This is a genomic window from Acrocarpospora macrocephala (assembly GCF_009687865.1).
In the GTDB taxonomy this organism is placed as follows: domain Bacteria; phylum Actinomycetota; class Actinomycetes; order Streptosporangiales; family Streptosporangiaceae; genus Acrocarpospora; species Acrocarpospora macrocephala.
Genome location: NZ_BLAE01000079.1, coordinates 1 through 16,631 on the forward strand (window position 1 = coordinate 1; position 16,631 = coordinate 16,631).

19 protein-coding genes are annotated in these 16,631 nt (G+C 67.9%); 5 read left to right on the forward strand and 14 right to left on the reverse strand.

The genetic code is table 11. The features are described from left to right. Nucleotides 1–257: 257 nt before the first annotated feature. The 14 genes from Amac_RS45545 to Amac_RS45610 all read right to left on the reverse strand — a co-directional run bounded on the left by Amac_RS45545 (nucleotide 258) and on the right by Amac_RS45610 (nucleotide 11,834). Nucleotides 258–581: a DUF2469 domain-containing protein gene (locus Amac_RS45545; protein ID WP_030511723.1), complete on the reverse strand. Its 324-nt coding sequence runs from the start codon at nucleotides 579–581 to the stop codon at nucleotides 258–260. Next, on the reverse strand, nucleotides 578–1,285 hold the full coding sequence (locus tag Amac_RS45550) for a ribonuclease HII (protein ID WP_155346807.1): 708 nt from the start codon (nucleotides 1,283–1,285) through the stop codon (nucleotides 578–580). Before Amac_RS45550 ends, Amac_RS45545 begins: the two co-directional genes overlap by 4 nt. A gap of 22 nt (nucleotides 1,286–1,307) precedes the next feature. Continuing rightward, nucleotides 1,308–1,901: a signal peptidase I gene (lepB, locus tag Amac_RS45555; RefSeq protein WP_246269125.1), complete on the reverse strand. Its 594-nt coding sequence runs from the start codon at nucleotides 1,899–1,901 to the stop codon at nucleotides 1,308–1,310. 10 nt (nucleotides 1,902–1,911) lie between these two features. Further along, nucleotides 1,912–2,763, reverse strand: a complete 852-nt coding sequence (gene lepB, locus Amac_RS45560; RefSeq protein ID WP_373869944.1) for a signal peptidase I — start codon at nucleotides 2,761–2,763, stop codon at nucleotides 1,912–1,914. Nucleotides 2,764–2,945: 182 nt separating this feature from the next. Beyond that, complete coding sequence (gene rplS / locus Amac_RS45565) at nucleotides 2,946–3,311, reverse strand: 50S ribosomal protein L19 (RefSeq protein WP_155360681.1); 366 nt, start codon at nucleotides 3,309–3,311, stop codon at nucleotides 2,946–2,948. Between the two features lie 200 nt (nucleotides 3,312–3,511). Continuing rightward, nucleotides 3,512–4,414 (reverse strand): tRNA (guanosine(37)-N1)-methyltransferase TrmD, encoded by a 903-nt coding sequence (trmD, locus tag Amac_RS45570; protein ID WP_155360682.1) that lies wholly within the window; start codon nucleotides 4,412–4,414, stop codon nucleotides 3,512–3,514. Between the two features lie 2 nt (nucleotides 4,415–4,416). After that, nucleotides 4,417–4,929, reverse strand: a complete 513-nt coding sequence (gene rimM, locus Amac_RS45575; protein ID WP_155360683.1) for a ribosome maturation factor RimM — start codon at nucleotides 4,927–4,929, stop codon at nucleotides 4,417–4,419. Nucleotides 4,930–5,003: 74 nt separating this feature from the next. Next, nucleotides 5,004–5,246, reverse strand: coding sequence for an RNA-binding protein (locus Amac_RS45580; protein ID WP_155346803.1), 243 nt, complete (start codon nucleotides 5,244–5,246; stop codon nucleotides 5,004–5,006). 1 nt (nucleotide 5,247) lies between these two features. Beyond that, nucleotides 5,248–5,688, reverse strand: a complete 441-nt coding sequence (rpsP, locus tag Amac_RS45585) for a 30S ribosomal protein S16 (RefSeq protein ID WP_155346802.1) — start codon at nucleotides 5,686–5,688, stop codon at nucleotides 5,248–5,250. A gap of 158 nt (nucleotides 5,689–5,846) precedes the next feature. Beyond that, nucleotides 5,847–7,361 carry a signal recognition particle protein gene (gene ffh / locus Amac_RS45590; protein ID WP_155360684.1) on the reverse strand — a complete coding sequence of 505 codons (1,515 nt, stop codon included), beginning with the start codon at nucleotides 7,359–7,361 and terminating at the stop codon, nucleotides 5,847–5,849. A gap of 62 nt (nucleotides 7,362–7,423) precedes the next feature. Further along, nucleotides 7,424–7,978 (reverse strand): GTP-binding protein, encoded by a 555-nt coding sequence (locus tag Amac_RS45595; protein ID WP_155360716.1) that lies wholly within the window; start codon nucleotides 7,976–7,978, stop codon nucleotides 7,424–7,426. A 22-nt stretch (nucleotides 7,979–8,000) separates the two neighbouring features. After that, complete coding sequence (locus Amac_RS45600) at nucleotides 8,001–8,384, reverse strand: DUF742 domain-containing protein (RefSeq protein WP_155360685.1); 384 nt, start codon at nucleotides 8,382–8,384, stop codon at nucleotides 8,001–8,003. A gap of 2 nt (nucleotides 8,385–8,386) precedes the next feature. Next, nucleotides 8,387–8,812, reverse strand: a complete 426-nt coding sequence (locus Amac_RS45605; protein ID WP_155338167.1) for a roadblock/LC7 domain-containing protein — start codon at nucleotides 8,810–8,812, stop codon at nucleotides 8,387–8,389. A gap of 37 nt (nucleotides 8,813–8,849) precedes the next feature. Then, nucleotides 8,850–11,834: a sensor histidine kinase gene (locus Amac_RS45610; protein ID WP_155360686.1), complete on the reverse strand. Its 2,985-nt coding sequence runs from the start codon at nucleotides 11,832–11,834 to the stop codon at nucleotides 8,850–8,852. A 406-nt stretch (nucleotides 11,835–12,240) separates the two neighbouring features. On the opposite strand from Amac_RS45610, the gene Amac_RS45615 reads away from it, so the two are divergent. Genes Amac_RS45615 through Amac_RS45635 form a run of 5 tightly spaced genes read left to right on the forward strand, consistent with a single transcriptional unit; the run spans nucleotide 12,241 to nucleotide 16,629 of the window. After that, the gene (locus Amac_RS45615; RefSeq protein WP_246269126.1) at nucleotides 12,241–13,230 is read left to right on the forward strand and encodes an ABC transporter substrate-binding protein; all 990 of its coding nucleotides are present in this window, start codon (nucleotides 12,241–12,243) and stop codon (nucleotides 13,228–13,230) included. Between the two features lies 1 nt (nucleotide 13,231). Beyond that, complete coding sequence (locus tag Amac_RS45620; RefSeq protein ID WP_246269127.1) at nucleotides 13,232–14,014, forward strand: ABC transporter permease; 783 nt, start codon at nucleotides 13,232–13,234, stop codon at nucleotides 14,012–14,014. Beyond that, nucleotides 14,011–14,823: an ABC transporter permease gene (locus Amac_RS45625; protein WP_246269128.1), complete on the forward strand. Its 813-nt coding sequence runs from the start codon at nucleotides 14,011–14,013 to the stop codon at nucleotides 14,821–14,823. Before Amac_RS45620 ends, Amac_RS45625 begins: the two co-directional genes overlap by 4 nt. A gap of 28 nt (nucleotides 14,824–14,851) precedes the next feature. Beyond that, nucleotides 14,852–15,625 (forward strand): ABC transporter ATP-binding protein, encoded by a 774-nt coding sequence (locus tag Amac_RS45630; RefSeq protein WP_155360687.1) that lies wholly within the window; start codon nucleotides 14,852–14,854, stop codon nucleotides 15,623–15,625. Beyond that, nucleotides 15,622–16,629: a methyltransferase gene (locus Amac_RS45635; protein WP_246269129.1), complete on the forward strand. Its 1,008-nt coding sequence runs from the start codon at nucleotides 15,622–15,624 to the stop codon at nucleotides 16,627–16,629. Before Amac_RS45630 ends, Amac_RS45635 begins: the two co-directional genes overlap by 4 nt. Nucleotides 16,630–16,631: the final 2 nt, after the last annotated feature.

Here is a 16,631-nt window from a genome sequence, read left to right on the forward strand (position 1 = left end):
GCCCAACCCCTTGTCTTCCCTCGGGCTCCGCCCGCCCCCGCCATCCCCGTGGTGGCCCGGAAGCGGGCGCTTTGCGCTCCCAGCCCAACGACCTCACGCCCACGGGACCGCCAGCACCAGCGTGTAGGAACTACCGCCCTAAAGACTCTCAAGGGCCTAGACCAAACCCGGCAGGGCATGTTCGGCACGAAGCCGATGCCTCGTCCGCTCGCGCCGGCCTCGCCCACCGGCAAGAGTCTGCAACAACCCGGTCAAAATCAGCTGGAGAAGCCCTCCTTTGGCATTTCCAGGTCGGGTTTGGCGAGTTCTTCGACGTTGACGTCCTTGAAGGTGACTACTCGGACGTTCTTCACGAATCTTGCTGGGCGGTACATGTCCCAGACCCAGGCGTCCTGCATCTTGACGTCGAAGAAGACGTCGCCGTTCTCGGCGGTTCGCACGTCGAGGTCTACCGAGTTGGTCAGGTAGAAGCGGCGTTCGGTCTCCACGACATACGTGAACAGGCCGACCACGTCGCGGTACTCGCGGTAGAGCTGCAGTTCCATTTCGGTCTCGTATTTTTCGAGATCCTCCGCGCTCATGCCGGTCCTCCTGTTCCACACCCCGTCTGGGCCCCTGACCCATTCTCCCGCATGTCCATACCCAGCCTCGTCCGCGCCACTGTCACGAACGAGAACCGATGATGCGGGCTGGGTCCGTGGGTCGCCAGGGCCCTGCGGTGCGATTGGGTCACATATCCCTTGTGCAAGGCGAATCCGTACTCCGGGTGGACGTCGTGGAGCTCGGTCATCATTTGGTCACGTGTCACTTTGGCCACGATGGAGGCGGCGGCCACGCAGGCGGCGACCTGGTCGCCCTTCCAGACCGCCAGGGAGGGGGCGGGGAGGCCGGGGACGGGGAAACCGTCGGTGAGGATGTAGCCGGGCAGCAGGCCCAGGGCGGCGATCGCGCGGCGCATGCCGGCCACGTTGGACTTGTGCAGGCCGCGGGCGTCCAGCTCGTCCGGAGGGATGATCACCACGCTCACGGCGCGGGCGGTGGCCATGATCTTGTGGTGGAGTTCCTCGCGGCGGGCGGGGGTGAGCAGCTTGGAGTCCGCCAGGCCGTCGATGTCGCGGCCGAGGACGACCGCCGCGACGACCAGCGGGCCCGCGCACGCGCCGCGGCCCGCTTCGTCCACGCCGGCGACGGGGGCCAGGCCACGCCGGGCGAGGGCCCGTTCATATCCGTAGAGCCCCGAATCGCGACGTACGACGCTGGGACGGGGTCGATAGGCAACTGTCATGACAGAAGCAGCGTACGCCCCATCATGGGATCTTGGAGAACGTCTCCGGACGAGAGAAGAAAGCCAATCGGTCGAACGGCCAATACCGGGCAAAAGCCGTGCCAATCACGTCAGCTTCGGCGATGGTGCCGGTGAACTCGTCTTCCATGAAGGAGCGGGAGTCCATCGAGTTGGTCCGGTGGTCGCCCATCAGCCAGAGGCGGCCTTCCGGGACTTTGACCTCGAAGGTCTTGCCGGCGTAGTCGCCGGGATAGAGGTAGTTGTCCTCTTCCTGGATGGGGGTGCCGTTGACGGTGATGCGGCGCTGGGCGTCGCAGCACTTGACCGTGTCGCCGCCCTTGCCGATCACCCGTTTGATGGTGTCCTCGCCGTCCCAGCCCTTGAACACGACGATGTCGCCGCGGTCGATGCCGCCCAGTTTGAACACCACCACCCGGTCGTTGACCAGCAGCGTGTTCTCCATCGACTCGGACGGGATGTAGAACGACTGCATCACGAACAGGTGCACCAGCACGGCCACGACGATTCCGCCCACCGTGAACATGACGGTTTCGCGGAGGGTGGAGCGCTTCTTCTTTTTGGGCGCGGGGGGATCGGTCTCTTCAGCCACGGTCACCTGCGGTAGGTTACCGCCTCACCCGTATGCGGCGTCTAAGCGCCACAAGCGGGAAGGCCATTGTGAATCCGAGAAGGAGGGGGGCGGCGCCCGAGGCCGCCTGAGCCGCGTGCAGGGCGGGCTGGTCGAAGGTGTCGGGGATGGGCAGCACGGCGGCCCGGTCGAACGGCCAGACGATGACGAAGGCGCGGCCGATGACCTGGCCGATCGGGATGGTGCCGCCGCCGGGGTCGCCGCCGTGGGAGCGGGAGTCGAGCGAGACCGCGCGGTGGTCGCCCATCACCCAGAGGCGGTCGGCGGGGACGACGATCTCGAAGTTGCCGATGGACGGGACGTCGCCGGGGTAGAGGTAGGACTCCTCGTTCAGGGGCACGCCGTTGACGGTGACGCGGCCCTTGGCGTCGCAGCACTTGACCGTGTCGCCGGGGACGCCGATGACCCGCTTGATGTAGTCCTTCTCGCCGGGGACCACGCCGAAGGCGGTGCCGACCCAGCGGAAGAAGGCCGCGACGGGGTTGCCGGGCTCCTCGTATTCGGCTTCGCCGCCCCAGGAGTCGACGCCGGAGAACACCACCACGTCGCCGCGCTCGATGTCGCGGACCCGGTAGACGAGCTTGTTGACCAGCACCCGGTCGTTCTTGAGGAGGGTGTTCTCCATCGATTCCGACGGGATGTAGAACGCCTGGACCACGAAGGACTTGATGAGGAGCGCGAGCACCAGGGCGACGACCACCAGAACCGGCAGTTCACGCCAGAACGAGCCCTTCTTATCCTTGCCGCCCTTGGCATTCTGCTGGGTGTCTTCCGCGACCACGTCCACCCCGTCCTGGTCAGGGTCGATTGACCCCGCTTCGCTAGTCACAAAACACGCGAGCCCGCGACATGCATCGGGCTCGCCTGCTCATGAGCCTAGATGATGCCCGCGTCGCCGAGCGTTGCCGACGCGGCATCGACTTGCCAAATGCGGTGCCGGTGAATGGGAAACGCCCCCAAAACGATGAAAAGCCCGTACCGGCGCGGCACGGGCTCCTCATCTTCGCCGCCTTACTTCGCGGCGGGCAGCGCGTCGCGCTTCTCGCGGATGCGAGCCTTCTTGCCACGCAGGTCACGCATGTAGTACAGCTTGGCGCGACGGACGTCACCGCGGGTGACGAGGGTGATCTTCTCGAGTACCGGGCTGTGCACCGGGAAGGTGCGCTCCACCCCGACGCCGTAGCTGATCTTGCGGACGGTGAAAGTCTCACGGTTGCCGCCGCCCTGGCGGCGCAGGACGAAGCCCTTGAACACCTGGATTCGGGACCGGTTGCCTTCGACGACGCGGACGTGCACCTCAAGGGTGTCACCCGGGCGGAACGCCGGGATGTCCGTGCGGAGGGAAGCTTTCTCAAGCTCCTGGATCTTCGTGTGCATGACGGCGGTTCCTCATCGAAGCGAGCACACGGAGGTCCATCCGGCCTGTCCTCCGTGGGCAGGCGGCGTGAGGGACGCGCGTGCTGAGCTGAATAGTTCTGATCGGGCGCGATGCCCCGACCCTGCTGTGCCAACGTAGGCAACAGCAACTAAGTTTGCCACATCTTCAGGACTGAGGCGAAACGAGCCGCGTAATCGGCTCACCCGTCGGGGTTGAGGTCTGCTAGGGCCTGACGGTCCGCTTTGTCCAGATCTTGTACGGCCGGGAGCAGGTCAGGCCGTCTGATGTACGTGCGCCGAAGGGCTTCGTCACGACGCCAGCGGGCGATCTTGCCGTGGTGACCGGAAAGGAGGATTTCGGGAACCTCGTGGCCTCGCCAGACCGGAGGTTTGGTGTAAACGGGACCTTCAAGAAGGTTCTGCATGGCACCAGGGGCGAAGGAATCGTCGGTGACCGAGTTGGCGTTGCCGAGGACGCCAGGAAGCAGGCGGGCCACGGCCTCCACCATGACCAGAACCGCGGCCTCCCCACCCGCCAGCACGTAGTCGCCGATGCTGACCTCGTCGACCCGCAGCCGGGAGGCGTACTCGACCATGACCCGGGAGTCGATGCCCTCATAGCGGGCAGGCGCGAACAGCAACCACGGCTCCGCGGCGTATTCCAGCGCCACCGACTGCGTGAACCGGCGCCCGCTGGGCGTAGGAACGATCAGGCGTGGGGTACGGCCGGCAACCGGCCCCCCGACGGCGGCAACCTCGCCCTCAAGCCCAGAAACCAAACTTTCGCCAGCGATTCCACCTGAAGAGCCTGCGACCACACCATCACCAGAAGTTCCTCCCGAAGCAATCGAAGCGCCAGGGAACTCACCCGCGGAACGCGCGATGACAGCATCGATGGCCTCGCCCCACACCTCAGGCTTCATCACCATGCCAGGCCCGCCCCCATAGGGCGTGTCGTCGACGGTGTGGTGGACGTCGTGGGCCCAGTCACGGAGCTGGTGGAGGCGGATATCGAGGATGCCGCGTTCCCGGGCCTTCCCCATCAACGAGACGGAAAGCGGCGCGAAATACTCGGGAAAGATCGAGATGATGTCGATACGCATGATCAAGTGTCCAGGTCGAACAGACCAGGAGGCGCGGCGACGACCAGGAAGCCCCGGTCCAGGTCGATGTCGGGGACGAGCGCCTTGACGAACGGCACGTACGCGTCATCGCGACCTGCACGCCGTACCACCAGGAGATCCTGGCCGTGATGCAGGACGTCCGCGACCTCCCCGACGGCGGAACCGTCAGGGGTCTGGACGGCCAGACCGATCAGCTGGTGATCGTGGAACTCGTCGGGATCCTCGGAGGGCGGCAGGTCCGCGGAGTCGATGACCAGCAGCGTGTCCCTGAGGGCCTCGGCGGCCTCGCGGCCCTCGACGCCGGCCAGGCTGAGCATGAGGATGCCCTTGTGCCAGCGGGCGCCCTCGACCACCAGCGGCCCGCGCGCGGCGGGCTCGGTGGTCAGCGTGGTGCCGGGGGCGAAACGCTGATCGGGCGCGTCGGTGCGGACCTCCACGGTGACCTCGCCGCGAACGCCGTGCGGACGCCCGATCCTGCCCACGACTAGCTGCATGCGCTCTCCACAGTTACCCCCAGAAAACAAGCCAGGGGACCCCCGTGGGGGGTCCCCTGGTCTCGTGCGATTGTTCAGCGGGCCTCGTTCAGGTCGACCAGGTCGACCCGCACGTACTTGCCGTCGGCGAGAGCGTTGACGACAGTGCGCAGCGCCTTCGCCGTGCGACCCCCACGGCCGATGACCTTACCGAGGTCCTCAGGATGAACCCGGACCTCTAGGACGCGCCCGGTACGGATCTTCCGAGCCCGGACCTGGACCTCGTCGGGATGTTCGACGATGCCCTTAACCAGGTGTTCGAGGGCCTCTTCCAGCACCTCAGGCCTGGGCTTCCGGCTCAGCCTCGGCGGCGGTCTCGGCCTTCGGCTCGGCCTTGCGGGCCTTGCGCGGCGTGGTGGCGGCGCCGGCGGAGTCGCCGGAGAGCGTCTCCTTGGCGGCGGCCTCGTAGAGCGCGTGCCGGTCCGGCTTGGGCTCGGCGACCAGGAGCGGCGGCGGCGCGGCCTCGCCCTTGAACTTCTGCCAGTCGCCGGTCAGCTTGAAGATCTTCAGGACCGGGTCGGTCGGCTGCGCGCCGACGCCCAGCCAGTACTGCGCCCGCTCGGAGTCGACCCGGATCAGCGACGGGTTCTCCTTCGGGTGGTACAGACCGATCTCCTCGATCGCCCGGCCGTCCCGCTTGGTGCGGCTGTCGGCGACGACGATGCGGTATTGCGGGTTGCGGATCATGCCGAGCCGCTTGAGCTTGATCTTGACTGCCACGGGTGTGGTCTCTCCTGCTTCAGCAAGTGGGTGAGCGGTGTCTCATCGAGTGGGGCACGACGTGTCGACCGCCCGAGGGACAGGCGCGACAGGCGGGGGTGAGAGGGCACCCACCAGATCACGATGTTCCAACACCCCATTCTGCCAGATGTTCGTGCCTACTTCTGCCCAGGAAACTTGAACTTGGACGGATCGAAACCTGGCGGCAGCTGCTGGCCGAGGTTGCCGAGCGCGCCGGTCCCGGGTTTGGGCGTTTCCGCGACGGGCTTGGGCAGCCCGGCCTTGCGCGGGTCGCCGCTGACCCGGCGGCCCTTCTTGGGCTTGATCGCCTTCTGCTGGCGCCGCCCGCCGGGCATGCCGGGAATGCCCATGCCCTGGGACATGCGCTTCATCATCTTCTGCGCCTCGAAGAAGCGGATGACCAGGTTGTTGACCTCGGTCACGGTGACACCGGAACCACGCGCGATGCGCTCCCGCCGGGAGCCCTTGATGATCTTCGGTTCGGCCCGCTCGCCGGGCGTCATCGAGCGGATGATGGCGGCGATCCGGTCCAGGTCCTTGTCGTCGACCTGGTTGAGCTGGTCCCGCATCTGCCCCATGCCGGGCATCATGCCGAGCAGGTTCTTGATCGGCCCCATCTTGCGGACCATCATCATCTGGTCGAGAAAGTCGTCCAGCGTGAAGCCGTCGCCGGAGGCCATCTTGCTCGCCATCTTGGCGGCCTCGGCCTCGTCGAAGGTCTTCTGGGCCTGCTCGATCAGGGTGAGGATGTCACCCATGTCGAGGATGCGGCCCGCCATCCGGTCCGGGTGGAAGGCGTCGAAGTCCTCGAGCTTCTCGCCGGTGGAGGCGAACATGATCGGGCGGCCGGTGACGTGCCGGACCGACAGGGCGGCGCCGCCGCGGGCGTCGCCGTCCAGCTTGGTGAGCACGACGCCGTCGAAGCCGACGCCCGTCATGAAGGCCTGCGCGGTGGTCACCGCGTCCTGGCCGATCATGGCGTCGACCACGAACAGCACCTCGTCGGGGCTGACCGCGTCGCGGATGTCGGCGGCCTGCCGCATCAGCTCCTGGTCGATGCCGAGGCGGCCGGCGGTGTCGATGATGACCACGTCGTGCTGCTGCCGCTTGGCGTGCTCGACCGAGCGGCGGGCCACCTCGACCGGGTCGCCGACGCCGTTGCCCGGCTCGGGCGCGAACACGGCCACCTCGGCCCGCTCGGCCATCACCGACAGCTGCTGGACCGCGTTGGGCCGCTGCAGGTCGCAGGCGACGAGCAGGGGCACGTGGCCCTGCTCGCGCAGCCAGCGGGCCAGCTTGCCGGCCAGGGTGGTCTTGCCCGAGCCCTGCAGACCGGCGAGCATCAGCACGGTCGGCGGGGTCTTGGCGTAGCGGAGCCGCCGGGTCTCGCCGCCGAGGATGTCGATCAGCTCGTCATTGACGATCTTGACGACCTGCTGGGCGGGGTTGAGGGCCTGGGACACCTCGACGCCGCGGGCCCGTTCCTTGACATGGGCGACGAAGTCCTTGACCACCGGCAGCGCGACATCGGCTTCCAGCAGCGCGATGCGAATCTCGCGGCAGGTCGCGTCGATGTCCGCGTCGGACAGTCTGCCCTTGGCGCGAAGCGAGGAGAAGACCGAAGTCAGCCGGTCGGAAAGCGTCTCGAACACGTGATTGGCCAGCCTAGAAGTCGTGGGTCAGGGGACTACCCCAGGATCCCCAGCCTATCCGCTTACCAGCCGGGCGAGCCCACGCGCGTGGTGAGCGCGTGTTCCACCAGCGTGATGAGGGTGCTCTTCACCGACTCGCGGGTTCTGGCGTCGGTCTTGACCACGGGGATGTGCGGGGAGAGCGACAGGGCTTCCCTGATCTCCTCCTCGCCGTGGGCGTAGACGCCGTTGAACCCGTTGACGCCGACCACGAAGGGCAGCTTGGCTTCCTCGAAGTAGTCCACGGCGGGAAAACTGTCGGCCAACCGGCGGGTGTCCACCAGGACGACCGCGCCGATCGCGCCACGCACCAGGTCATCCCACATGAACCAGAAACGGTGCTGACCAGGCGTGCCGAACAGATACAGGATCAGATCCTGGTCCAGCGACACCCGGCCGAAGTCCATCGCCACCGTCGTGGTCGTCTTGTTGGGCGTCAATGCGACGTCGTCGATGTCCTTGGAGGCGTCGGTCATCACCGCCTCGGTCGTCAGCGGCACGATCTCCGACACCGCTCCGACGAAAGTCGTCTTGCCAACTCCGAAGCCGCCGGCAACGACGATCTTCGTCGAGGTCAGGCCACGGCTGGCAGTGCCGTGGCTATAGACGTCGAAGTCCACTGAGTACCCTTTCCAACAATCCCAAGTCCGGCTTCCCGGCGTCCAGCTGTGGCTGGTGCACGTGCACGAGCCCCTCCGCCGCCATGTCGGCGATCACCACGCGAGCCACGCCCAGGGGCATCCGCAGCAGCGCGGACACCTCGGCGACCGACCGCACCTGGCGGCAGAGCGAGCTGATGGCCCGCTGCTCGGGCGGCCGGTTGGACAGATCCTGGTGCATCGACGTCGCCGAGGAGACCAGGGCCTCCAGCGCGAGCTGCATGCGCGGCGCCGTCCTCCCGCCGGTGACCGCGTACGGCCGGACCGGCGAGGCGGGATCCCGCGGCGGGATCGGGGCACCATACGGCGGCCCCCACGAGTCCATGATTATCTCCTCGGGTGGGTGGCCTGGAGCTCAGCCCGCACCGCGGGAGTCAGAACCTGACCCGCACGTTCGACCAGGAGCGTCATCTGGTAGGCCACGAGGCCCATGTCGCAGTCGCTGGCGGCCAGCACGGCCAGGCAGGAACCGTCGCTGACCGACATGATCAGCAGCAGCCCGCGCTGCATCTCGACCATGGTCTGGGTGACCGGGCCGCCCTCGAACACCCGCGAGGCGCCCTGGGTGAGGCTGATCAGCCCGGCGGCGACGGCCGCGAGCTGGTCGGCCCGGTCCTTCGGGAAGCCGTCGGAGTACGCCAGCGGCAGCCCGTCGGCGGACACCACTACGGTGTGCGCCACGCCGGGCACCGAGCTGACGAAGTCGCTGATCAGCCAGTTGATGCCGCGCGCGGCATGGCTCATCTCTCGCACGGAACACCCCTGTACAGATAGGTAGATGTCGGCACGCTCACGGCTTTTCTCCTCTGCCGGCGCCCGGGTATCCCTCGTCTTCGCTGATCTCGCCTCTGGCTACCGCGCGGCCTTGCCGTACCCCCTGCTGGAGGCTGGACAGGCGGCTGCGCGCGCGTTCCGGCGAGAGGGCGGGCATCGGCGCGATGGCCGGCTTGCCCGCGTCGGCGGAACCGGGCACCAGGTTGGCCTTGGGCACCCGCTTGGGCAGGCCCGAGGAGGTGCTGGCCTCCCAGGAGGGCTGCTGGGCGGCCGCCTCCCAGCCGTTGTCTGCGGGTGTCTGGTTCCAGCTCTTGTCCTCGGGGCTGCGCTGGAACCAGGCCGATTCCACCGCCGCGAAGATGGGCAGGAAGTCCTCCGGCCGTTCTTCTCGTACGGCGGGCAGCGGGCCGGTGCTGTCCACATCCATCCCCGACATCCCGGGCATTCCCGAGAACCCAGAGATACCGGACAGACCGGAATCCCCACGCCGCTTCGGCAGCGGCGGCCCGTTGGAGACCGGGCCTGGCGCGCCGGGCGGGGTGCGCGGGTCGAACGGGGAGCGCATGACCTGCCCGGTGGCGGGTGCGTCGAACGGCGACCTGGCGGGCTGCTGGTCGAACGGGTTCTGCTGCCCCGGCGAGGTGCCGAACGCGCCCCGGCCGTCGAACGGCGAGGGCGGCAGGGCGCCGGCCGGGCCGCCGCCCAGCGCGTTCCGGCCGTCCGCGGGACCCCGGCCGTCGAACGCGGACCGCTGGGGTCCCCCGTTGTCGCCGCCGAACATGGCCTGCGGCAGCCCCGGCGGCGGGAAGGACGGGTGCTGTCCGCCGGGACCCGGCGTGGCGAAGGGCCCGCCGGGACCGTTCGGCGCGGGCGCCGACAGGGCCAGCGGCGGGGCGCCCCAGGCCACGGGCTCGGAGGACTGGCCCTGCGGCGACCAGCTGGGCGCGAAGGTGCCCGCGTACTGCTGCTGGGAGTACGCCGGAGCGCCCATCAGCGACTCCGGCAGCAGCACCATCGCGGTCAGGCCGCCGCTGTCGTGCGAGCGCAGCTGGACCCGGATGCCGTTGCGGAGCGCGAGCCGGCCGACCACGAACAGGCCCATCCGGCGGGACACCGACACGTCCACGACCGGCGGGTTGGCCAGCCGCCAGTTGGTCGCGGCGATCTCCTCCTGGGTCATCCCGATGCCGCCGTCGGTGACCGAGACCATCACGCCGCCGCCGTCGATCCGGTTGCCCGAGACGACCACCCGGGTGTCCCTGGCGGAGAACGAAAGCGCGTTCTCGACCAGCTCGGCCAGCAGGTGGATGACGTCGTTGACGGCCTGCCCGGCCAGCGCCACGTCGGACGGGATGTTGATGGCGACCCGCTCGTAGCCCTCGACCTCCGACAGCGCGGCCCGGATGACGTCGGTGAGCTCCACCGGCTGGCTCCACCGGCGGGCGGGTTCCTGCCCGGCGAGGACCAGGAGGTTCTCACTGTTACGGCGCATGCGGGTGGCCAGGTGGTCCAGCTTGAACAGGTTGCCGAGCCGCTGCTCGTCCTGCTCGCCCTGCTCCAGGCCGTCGATCAGGGCGATCTGCCGTTCCACCAGGGTCTGGGTACGGCGCGACAGGTTGACGAACATGGCGCTGACGTTGCTGCGCAGCTTGGCCTCGTCACCCGCCAGCCGGACCGCCTCCTGGTGGACCTCGTCGAAGGCCCGGGCCACTTCCCCGATCTCGTCGGTGGAGGAGACGCCGATGGGCTGCGGTTTCACCTCGGGGGTGTTGCCGGTGCCGTCGGAGTCGCGCAGCCGCTGGACCAGCTCGGGGAGCTTGTGGCCGGCGATCTCCAGGGCTTCGGAGCGGAGCCGGCGCAGCGGCCGGACCAGCGATCGGGCCATCGCGGTGGTGATGACCAGCACCAGGCCGAGGATCAGCACGACCACGATGATGTTGGCGATGGCGCCGCGCTGGTCGGCGGCGGCGAAGCCGTTGCTGCGGTCGACGATGGAGGCGATCTGGAGCTTCTCCACCTCGTGCATCTTGTCGATGCCGGCGCTGCTGACCTGGAACCACTCGTCGCCGTCCGGGCCTGGGCGGTCGTCCAGGTTGTTGAGCAGGCGGCGAGTCCTGATCACTTCGAGCGCCGACAGCCGGAGGAACTCCGCCCTGTCGATCTCCGGACCGGTCACGAGGTCGGCGTAACGCTGGCGTTCGACCGGGGTGGCCACCGTGCGGAACGCGTTCAGCTCGCTCTCCTGCCGCTTGCGGGCGGCGGTGAACGCGTCCAGTTCGAGCGGGTCGAGGCGGCCGACGGTGGTGCCGAGGGAGAGCGTGGACCGGACGAGGGAAGCCTCGTTCTTGGCCCGGGCCAGCGAGCCGAGGGCGGTGGCGCTGGCGTCGAGTTCCTCGTCGACGCCGCCCTGGCCGTTCTCGTCGTACAGGCGGATCAGGTCCGCGATGAACGCGGAGTACTTGTCGATCGCGAGCAGCGCGGGGAGCTGAGTTTCCACGGTCGTCTTGCGCAAGTTGGCCAGCTCGCCGAGGCGCCGGTCGAGCCGGGAGAGATTCTGCCGGCCGACTTCTCCGAAGGAGTCGGCGGCGGTCTCGACGCGGCCCCGGACCGCGTCGGCGAGCACATCTACCGAGCCGCGCTGGTTGCGGACCAGGCCCAGGGCGGGTTCGCCCGGCCGGCCGGTCTCGATGTAACGCGCCGTCAGATCGCGTTCCAGCTGGAGCTCGTGGATCAGGTCGCTCAGAATGCCGGTGAAGGCCGCCACGTCGCTGACCCTCTGATATTCGGCGGCGCTGTTGATCGATGTCACCACACGAAGCCCGCCCAGGAGCACCGCTCCGATGGTGGGGACCAGGATCAGGGCGACAAGGCGGCTGCGGACCCGCCAGTTCTTCAGCGCCATCCGGCTGCGCGTGTCTTCTTCGCCTTCGGGACCGGGAAGGGCCATCTGGGGCGTTTCGGACACGGTGCGGTGATCATTGTCGATCGTAGCCGTCCTCACAGGCCGCACCTTCCGCTAAAGAAAAATCAATTTATCCCGGGAAACCTCCCATAAGCCACGGGCAATTGGAGCATAAGACCACGAGATAGACCAATAGCCGTGACCGGATTGCCACGATCCAACACGTTGCGCTCAGTAATGTCGAGAGGTCAGAGCGAACTTCCCTGGTTGAACCCCAACTACGAACCTTCCATGGGATCACGCGTTCGATGGACCGGTCCAACCCCCCGAAACGCCTCATTTTGCACAAAAGTCGCCAACAGCCGACTTGTTTACAAGTTTGGTGACATAGTGCTCTCATTCCTGTTGAGGGGGTTTTTCCTCCGCTACGCTCGTCGCTCGTCGCCCGCCGTGTTCGAGATCATCTGACGATCCGCGGGCCATTCCCCCAGCTAAAGGAGACTCCATGAGACGCCTATTCCTGGGCCGACCGCTCGTGGTGAGCGTCCTGGCCGCATTGGCACTCACGGCATGCGGCGGCGCCGATACGAATACGACGGCGGACACCTCGAATAACGGCTTGGAAAAAACCGCCCTTACGGTCGGTATCCTTCCTATACCCGACTCGGCGCCGATCCAGATCGCGATCGACAAGGGTTTCTTCACCGCCGAAGGGCTGACCGTACGGACCTCCATCGAGGTCGGTGGCGCCACCGCCACACCCAAGCTGGTCGCCGGCCAGCTGGACGCGATTCTCAACAACTACGTCTCCCTGTTCTCCGCGCAGGAGAAGGGCGTGGGCAAGTTCAAGGTGGTCGCGGACAGCTACCAGGCCGCGCCCGACAACTTCGTCCTGATGGCCAACGCGGACGACGCCAGCATCTCGAGCCCGGCTGACCTGGGCGGCAAGAAGATCGCGGTCAACACGCTGAACAACATTGCCACCTTGGCCGTCACCGCCTCCGCCAAGGTGTCCGGCGTGACCATCGACCCCAAGCAGTTCGTGCCGATGCCGCTGCCGGACATGGGCGGCGCGCTGAAGAACGGCACCGTGGACGCGATCTGGGTGGCCGAACCGTTCATTTCGGCCTACTCCCAGCAGGGCGCCAAGAAGGTCGCCGACACGATGAGCGGCCCGATGGCTGACTTCCCCATCGCCGGCTGGGTGATGAACGACGAATTCGTCAGCAAGAACCCCAAGACGGTGGCCGCCTTCCAGCGCGCGCTGGCCAAGGCCCAGCAGCTGGCCGCCTCCGACCGCAAGTCGATCGAAGAGGTCCTGCCGAAATACACCAAGATCGACGCGGCCACCGCCTCCGTCATCGCGCTCGGGGTCTACTCCACCACCCTGAGCGAGGCGCGCCTGCAGCGGGTCGCCGACACGATGAAGGAGTACGGCTACCTGCAGGCCGGGTTCGATGTGAAGTCGGTGCTGCACGCGCCGACCGCGGGGTGACGTGTCCAGATTGATCAGCTCGACAGTGCTCCGTGGCGTCGTGGGCGCCACGGGGCTGCTTGTCGTTCTGGAGGCGGCGGGCAGGACCGGCCTCATCGACACCACATTCCTCCCGCTCACCTCCACCGTTCTGGGCAGGGCCGCCGAACTCGCCGTCGACGGGGAGTTCCTCGGCCACGCGCTCGCCAGCCTGGAGGCCTGGTTCTGGGCGCTCGCGCTGACCATCGCGATCGCGGTGCCGGCCGGTCTGCTGCTCGGGGTGGCCCGGCCCGCCGAAGTCGCGGCCCGGCCGCTGATCGAGTTCCTCCGGCCCATCCCGTCGGTGGCCCTCATCCCGCTGACTATCATGATCTTTCAGAATCCGGTGCACATGCGCATGTCGGTCGCGGTGTACGCGGCCACCTGGCCGGTGCTGATCAACACCATCTACGGCGTACGGGACGTCGACCCGCTGGCCAAGGAGACGCTGCGGAGCTTCGGTTTCGGTCCTGGCGCAACGGTGTTTCGGGTCGTGCTACCCAGCGCGGCTCCGTTCATCGCCACCGGGGTACGGCTGGCCGCCTCGGTCGCCATCATCCTGGTGGTCACCGCCGAGGTGGTGGCGGGCGGTATCGCCGGCATCGGCGTCTTCATCAGCACGGCGGGCAGCGGCAACCGGGTCGACCTGATGATCGCCGCGACCGCCTGGGTGGGCCTGTTCGGCATCGCCGTCAACTCGCTGCTGGTGGCCGCGGAGAAACGACTCTTCCGCTGGCATCACAGCCGGATGGCGGGTGTGTCGTGACCCGCGTACGCTCCAAACGGAAAAGCTTCGCGAGCAGGGTGGCCGGGCTCTGGATCGTGCCGGTGACGCTGGTGCTGTGGGAGCTGGCCACCCGGCTCGCCACCCAGCCCTACTTCCCCGCGCCGAGCACGATCGCGGTGCGCATCCAGGAGCTCTGGTTCTCCGGGCCGCTGACCCGGGGGCTGCTCACCGACGAGGCGATCGAGGCGTTCGCGCCGAGCCTCGGCCGGCTGTTCGCGGGCTGGATCCTGGCCAGCGCGGCCGGAATCCTGCTCGGGGTCGCCATCGGGCGGTCGGCCAGGCTGGCCGACTACCTGGACCCGATGTTGCAGTTCGGCCGGGCGGTGCCGCCACCACTGCTGGTGCCGATCTTCTTCGCGCTGTTCCAGATCGGCATGGCCACCCAGCTGGCGATCATCGTCTTCGGCGTGATCTGGCCGGTGCTGCTGAACACCGCGGACGGCTGCAAGACCGTGGATCGCCAGTATCTGGAGACGGCCCGGGTCTTCGGGTTCTCCCGCGCCGACGTGCTGTGGCGGGTGGTGATCCCGGCGGCCATGCCGAAGATCTTCGCAGGTCTGCGGCTCAGCCTGTCCCTGGCGCTGATCCTGATGGTGGTGTCCGAGCTGATCGGCAGCACCAGCGGGATCGGATACGGCCTGATCACCGCGCAGCAGAACTTCCTGTTCGCCGACGTATGGGCCTACATCGTCCTGCTCGGCGTGCTGGGATTCCTGCTCAACGCCTCGTTCCTCCTGCTGGAGGGCCGCATCCTGGCATGGCATCAGCGTGCCCGGCGGACGATCTAGAAGATCTCGGAAGATCTAGGAAGCTCCGGTGCTTGAGTTAGTCGATCTGACCCACAGTTACGGCGCATATCGCGCCATCGACCGCATCAATCTGACCGTCAAGCAGGGCGAGGTGGTCTGCGTCGTCGGCCCCTCCGGCTGCGGCAAGTCCACCCTGCTGCGGTCCATCGCGGGGCTGATCAAGCCCAGCGGCGGCGCCGTCCTGCTGGAAGGCCGGCCGGTCGAGAGCACGCCGGACAACCTGGCCGTGGTCTTCCAGGACTACAGCCGATCCCTCTACCCGTGGCTGTCGGCGCTGGCCAACGTCGGCCTGCCGCTGCGCCGCCGCGGCCTGGACCGCAAGGCCAGGGACGAGGCGGCGATGGCCGCGCTCACCGAGGTGGGCCTGGGCGCCGCCGCCGCCAAGTTCCCCTGGGAGCTGTCCGGCGGCATGCAGCAGCGAGTGTCGATCGCCCGGGCGCTGGCCTACCGGCCGTCGCTGCTGCTCATGGACGAGCCGTTCGGCTCGGTGGACGCGCAGACCAGGGAAGAGCTGGAAGACCTGGTGCTCCGGGTCTGCGCGCATCACGGCATGACCATCCTGCTGATCACCCACGACGTGGACGAGAGCGTCTACGTGGGGGACCGCGTGGTCGTGCTCAGCAAGGCGCCGGGAACCGTGGTGGGCGACCTCACCGTCGACCTGCCGGGACCCCGCGATCAGATCCGCACCCGCGAACTCGACGCCTTCGTCAAGCTCCGCGCCGACGTCGGCCGGATGGTTCGCGGCATAACCACCAATCATGAGATGGAGACCAGGTGACCGCTAACCCCGCCGACGCCGTCTGGGACGCGATTCACGGCATTTCACGCTTCGCCGCGCTGTCCACGATGGCCGAACTCGACTTCGCCGCCCATCTGCGGGACGGGCCGCTCAGCGCCGACCAGTTGGCCGCGCGCTGCGACGCCCACCCCCAGTCGGTCCGGCGGGTCCTCCGCGAGCTGGCGGGCATGGGGTTCGTCCGCAGCGTGCCGGAGGGCTATGAGGTCACCGAGGCAGGGCTGCTCCTGGCGGACGACTCGCCAGGCTCGTTGCGGTCGGGCATCCGGCTGGTAGGCGAGGAGGCGTACTGGAACGGCATGGGCAGGCTTCCCAAGACGGTCAAGTCCGGCGTCTCGGCCTTCCGCGAGCTGCACGGAGGGGTCTACGGCTATCTGGGCGCACACCCGGAGACCGCGGTCATCTTCGACGACTACATGTCCCGCCGGGCGATCCCGTTCGCCAGCGGCCTGGCCGACCACTACGACTTCGCCGGCGTCGAGCGGGTGGTGGACGTGGGCGGCGGGCGCGGGCATATCCTGTCCGCCGTGCTGGCCGCCCACCCGCGGACCCGCGGTGTGCTGTTCGACCTGGACCGGGTGATCCCGTCCGGGCGGGAGGCGATCGCGGCGGCCGGTCTGGCCGATCGATGCGAGTGCGTGGTGGGCGACTTCTTCGTCCAGGACGACATCCCGGTCGGGGACGTGTACATCCTCGCCAATGTCATCCACAACTGGGGCGACGACGACTCGGTCCGGATCCTGAGCAACATCCGGGCCGCGATGCCCTCCACGGGCAAGATCCTGGTAGTGGAGATCGTCCTCCCCGACGACGATTCTCCGCATGTCGGCTTGGACGCCGACATGCGGATGCTGGGCCTGATCGGGGAGGGGATGGAGCGGACCCGGGCGGAATATCAGACGCTGCTGGAGAAGAGCGGCCTGACCTTGTCCGAGATCGTCGAGCTGCCCGCCTGGGCGAGCGCGATTGTGGCGACTCCGATCTAACG

Bases quoted from the DNA above. Each gene is read 5' to 3' on its own strand.
- Amac_RS45600 (WP_155360685.1), bottom strand. From the start codon at position 8,384: ATGGACTCGTGGGGGCCGCCGTATGGTGCCCCGATCCCGCCGCGGGAT.
- Amac_RS45545 (WP_030511723.1), bottom strand. From the start codon at position 581: ATGAGCGCGGAGGATCTCGAAAAATACGAGACCGAAATGGAACTGCAG.
- rimM (WP_155360683.1), bottom strand. From the start codon at position 4,929: ATGCAGCTAGTCGTGGGCAGGATCGGGCGTCCGCACGGCGTTCGCGGC.
- trmD (WP_155360682.1), bottom strand. From the start codon at position 4,414: ATGCGTATCGACATCATCTCGATCTTTCCCGAGTATTTCGCGCCGCTT.
- Amac_RS45550 (WP_155346807.1), bottom strand. From the start codon at position 1,285: ATGACAGTTGCCTATCGACCCCGTCCCAGCGTCGTACGTCGCGATTCG.
- Amac_RS45615 (WP_246269126.1), top strand. From the start codon at position 12,241: ATGAGACGCCTATTCCTGGGCCGACCGCTCGTGGTGAGCGTCCTGGCC.
- rplS (WP_155360681.1), bottom strand. From the start codon at position 3,311: ATGCACACGAAGATCCAGGAGCTTGAGAAAGCTTCCCTCCGCACGGAC.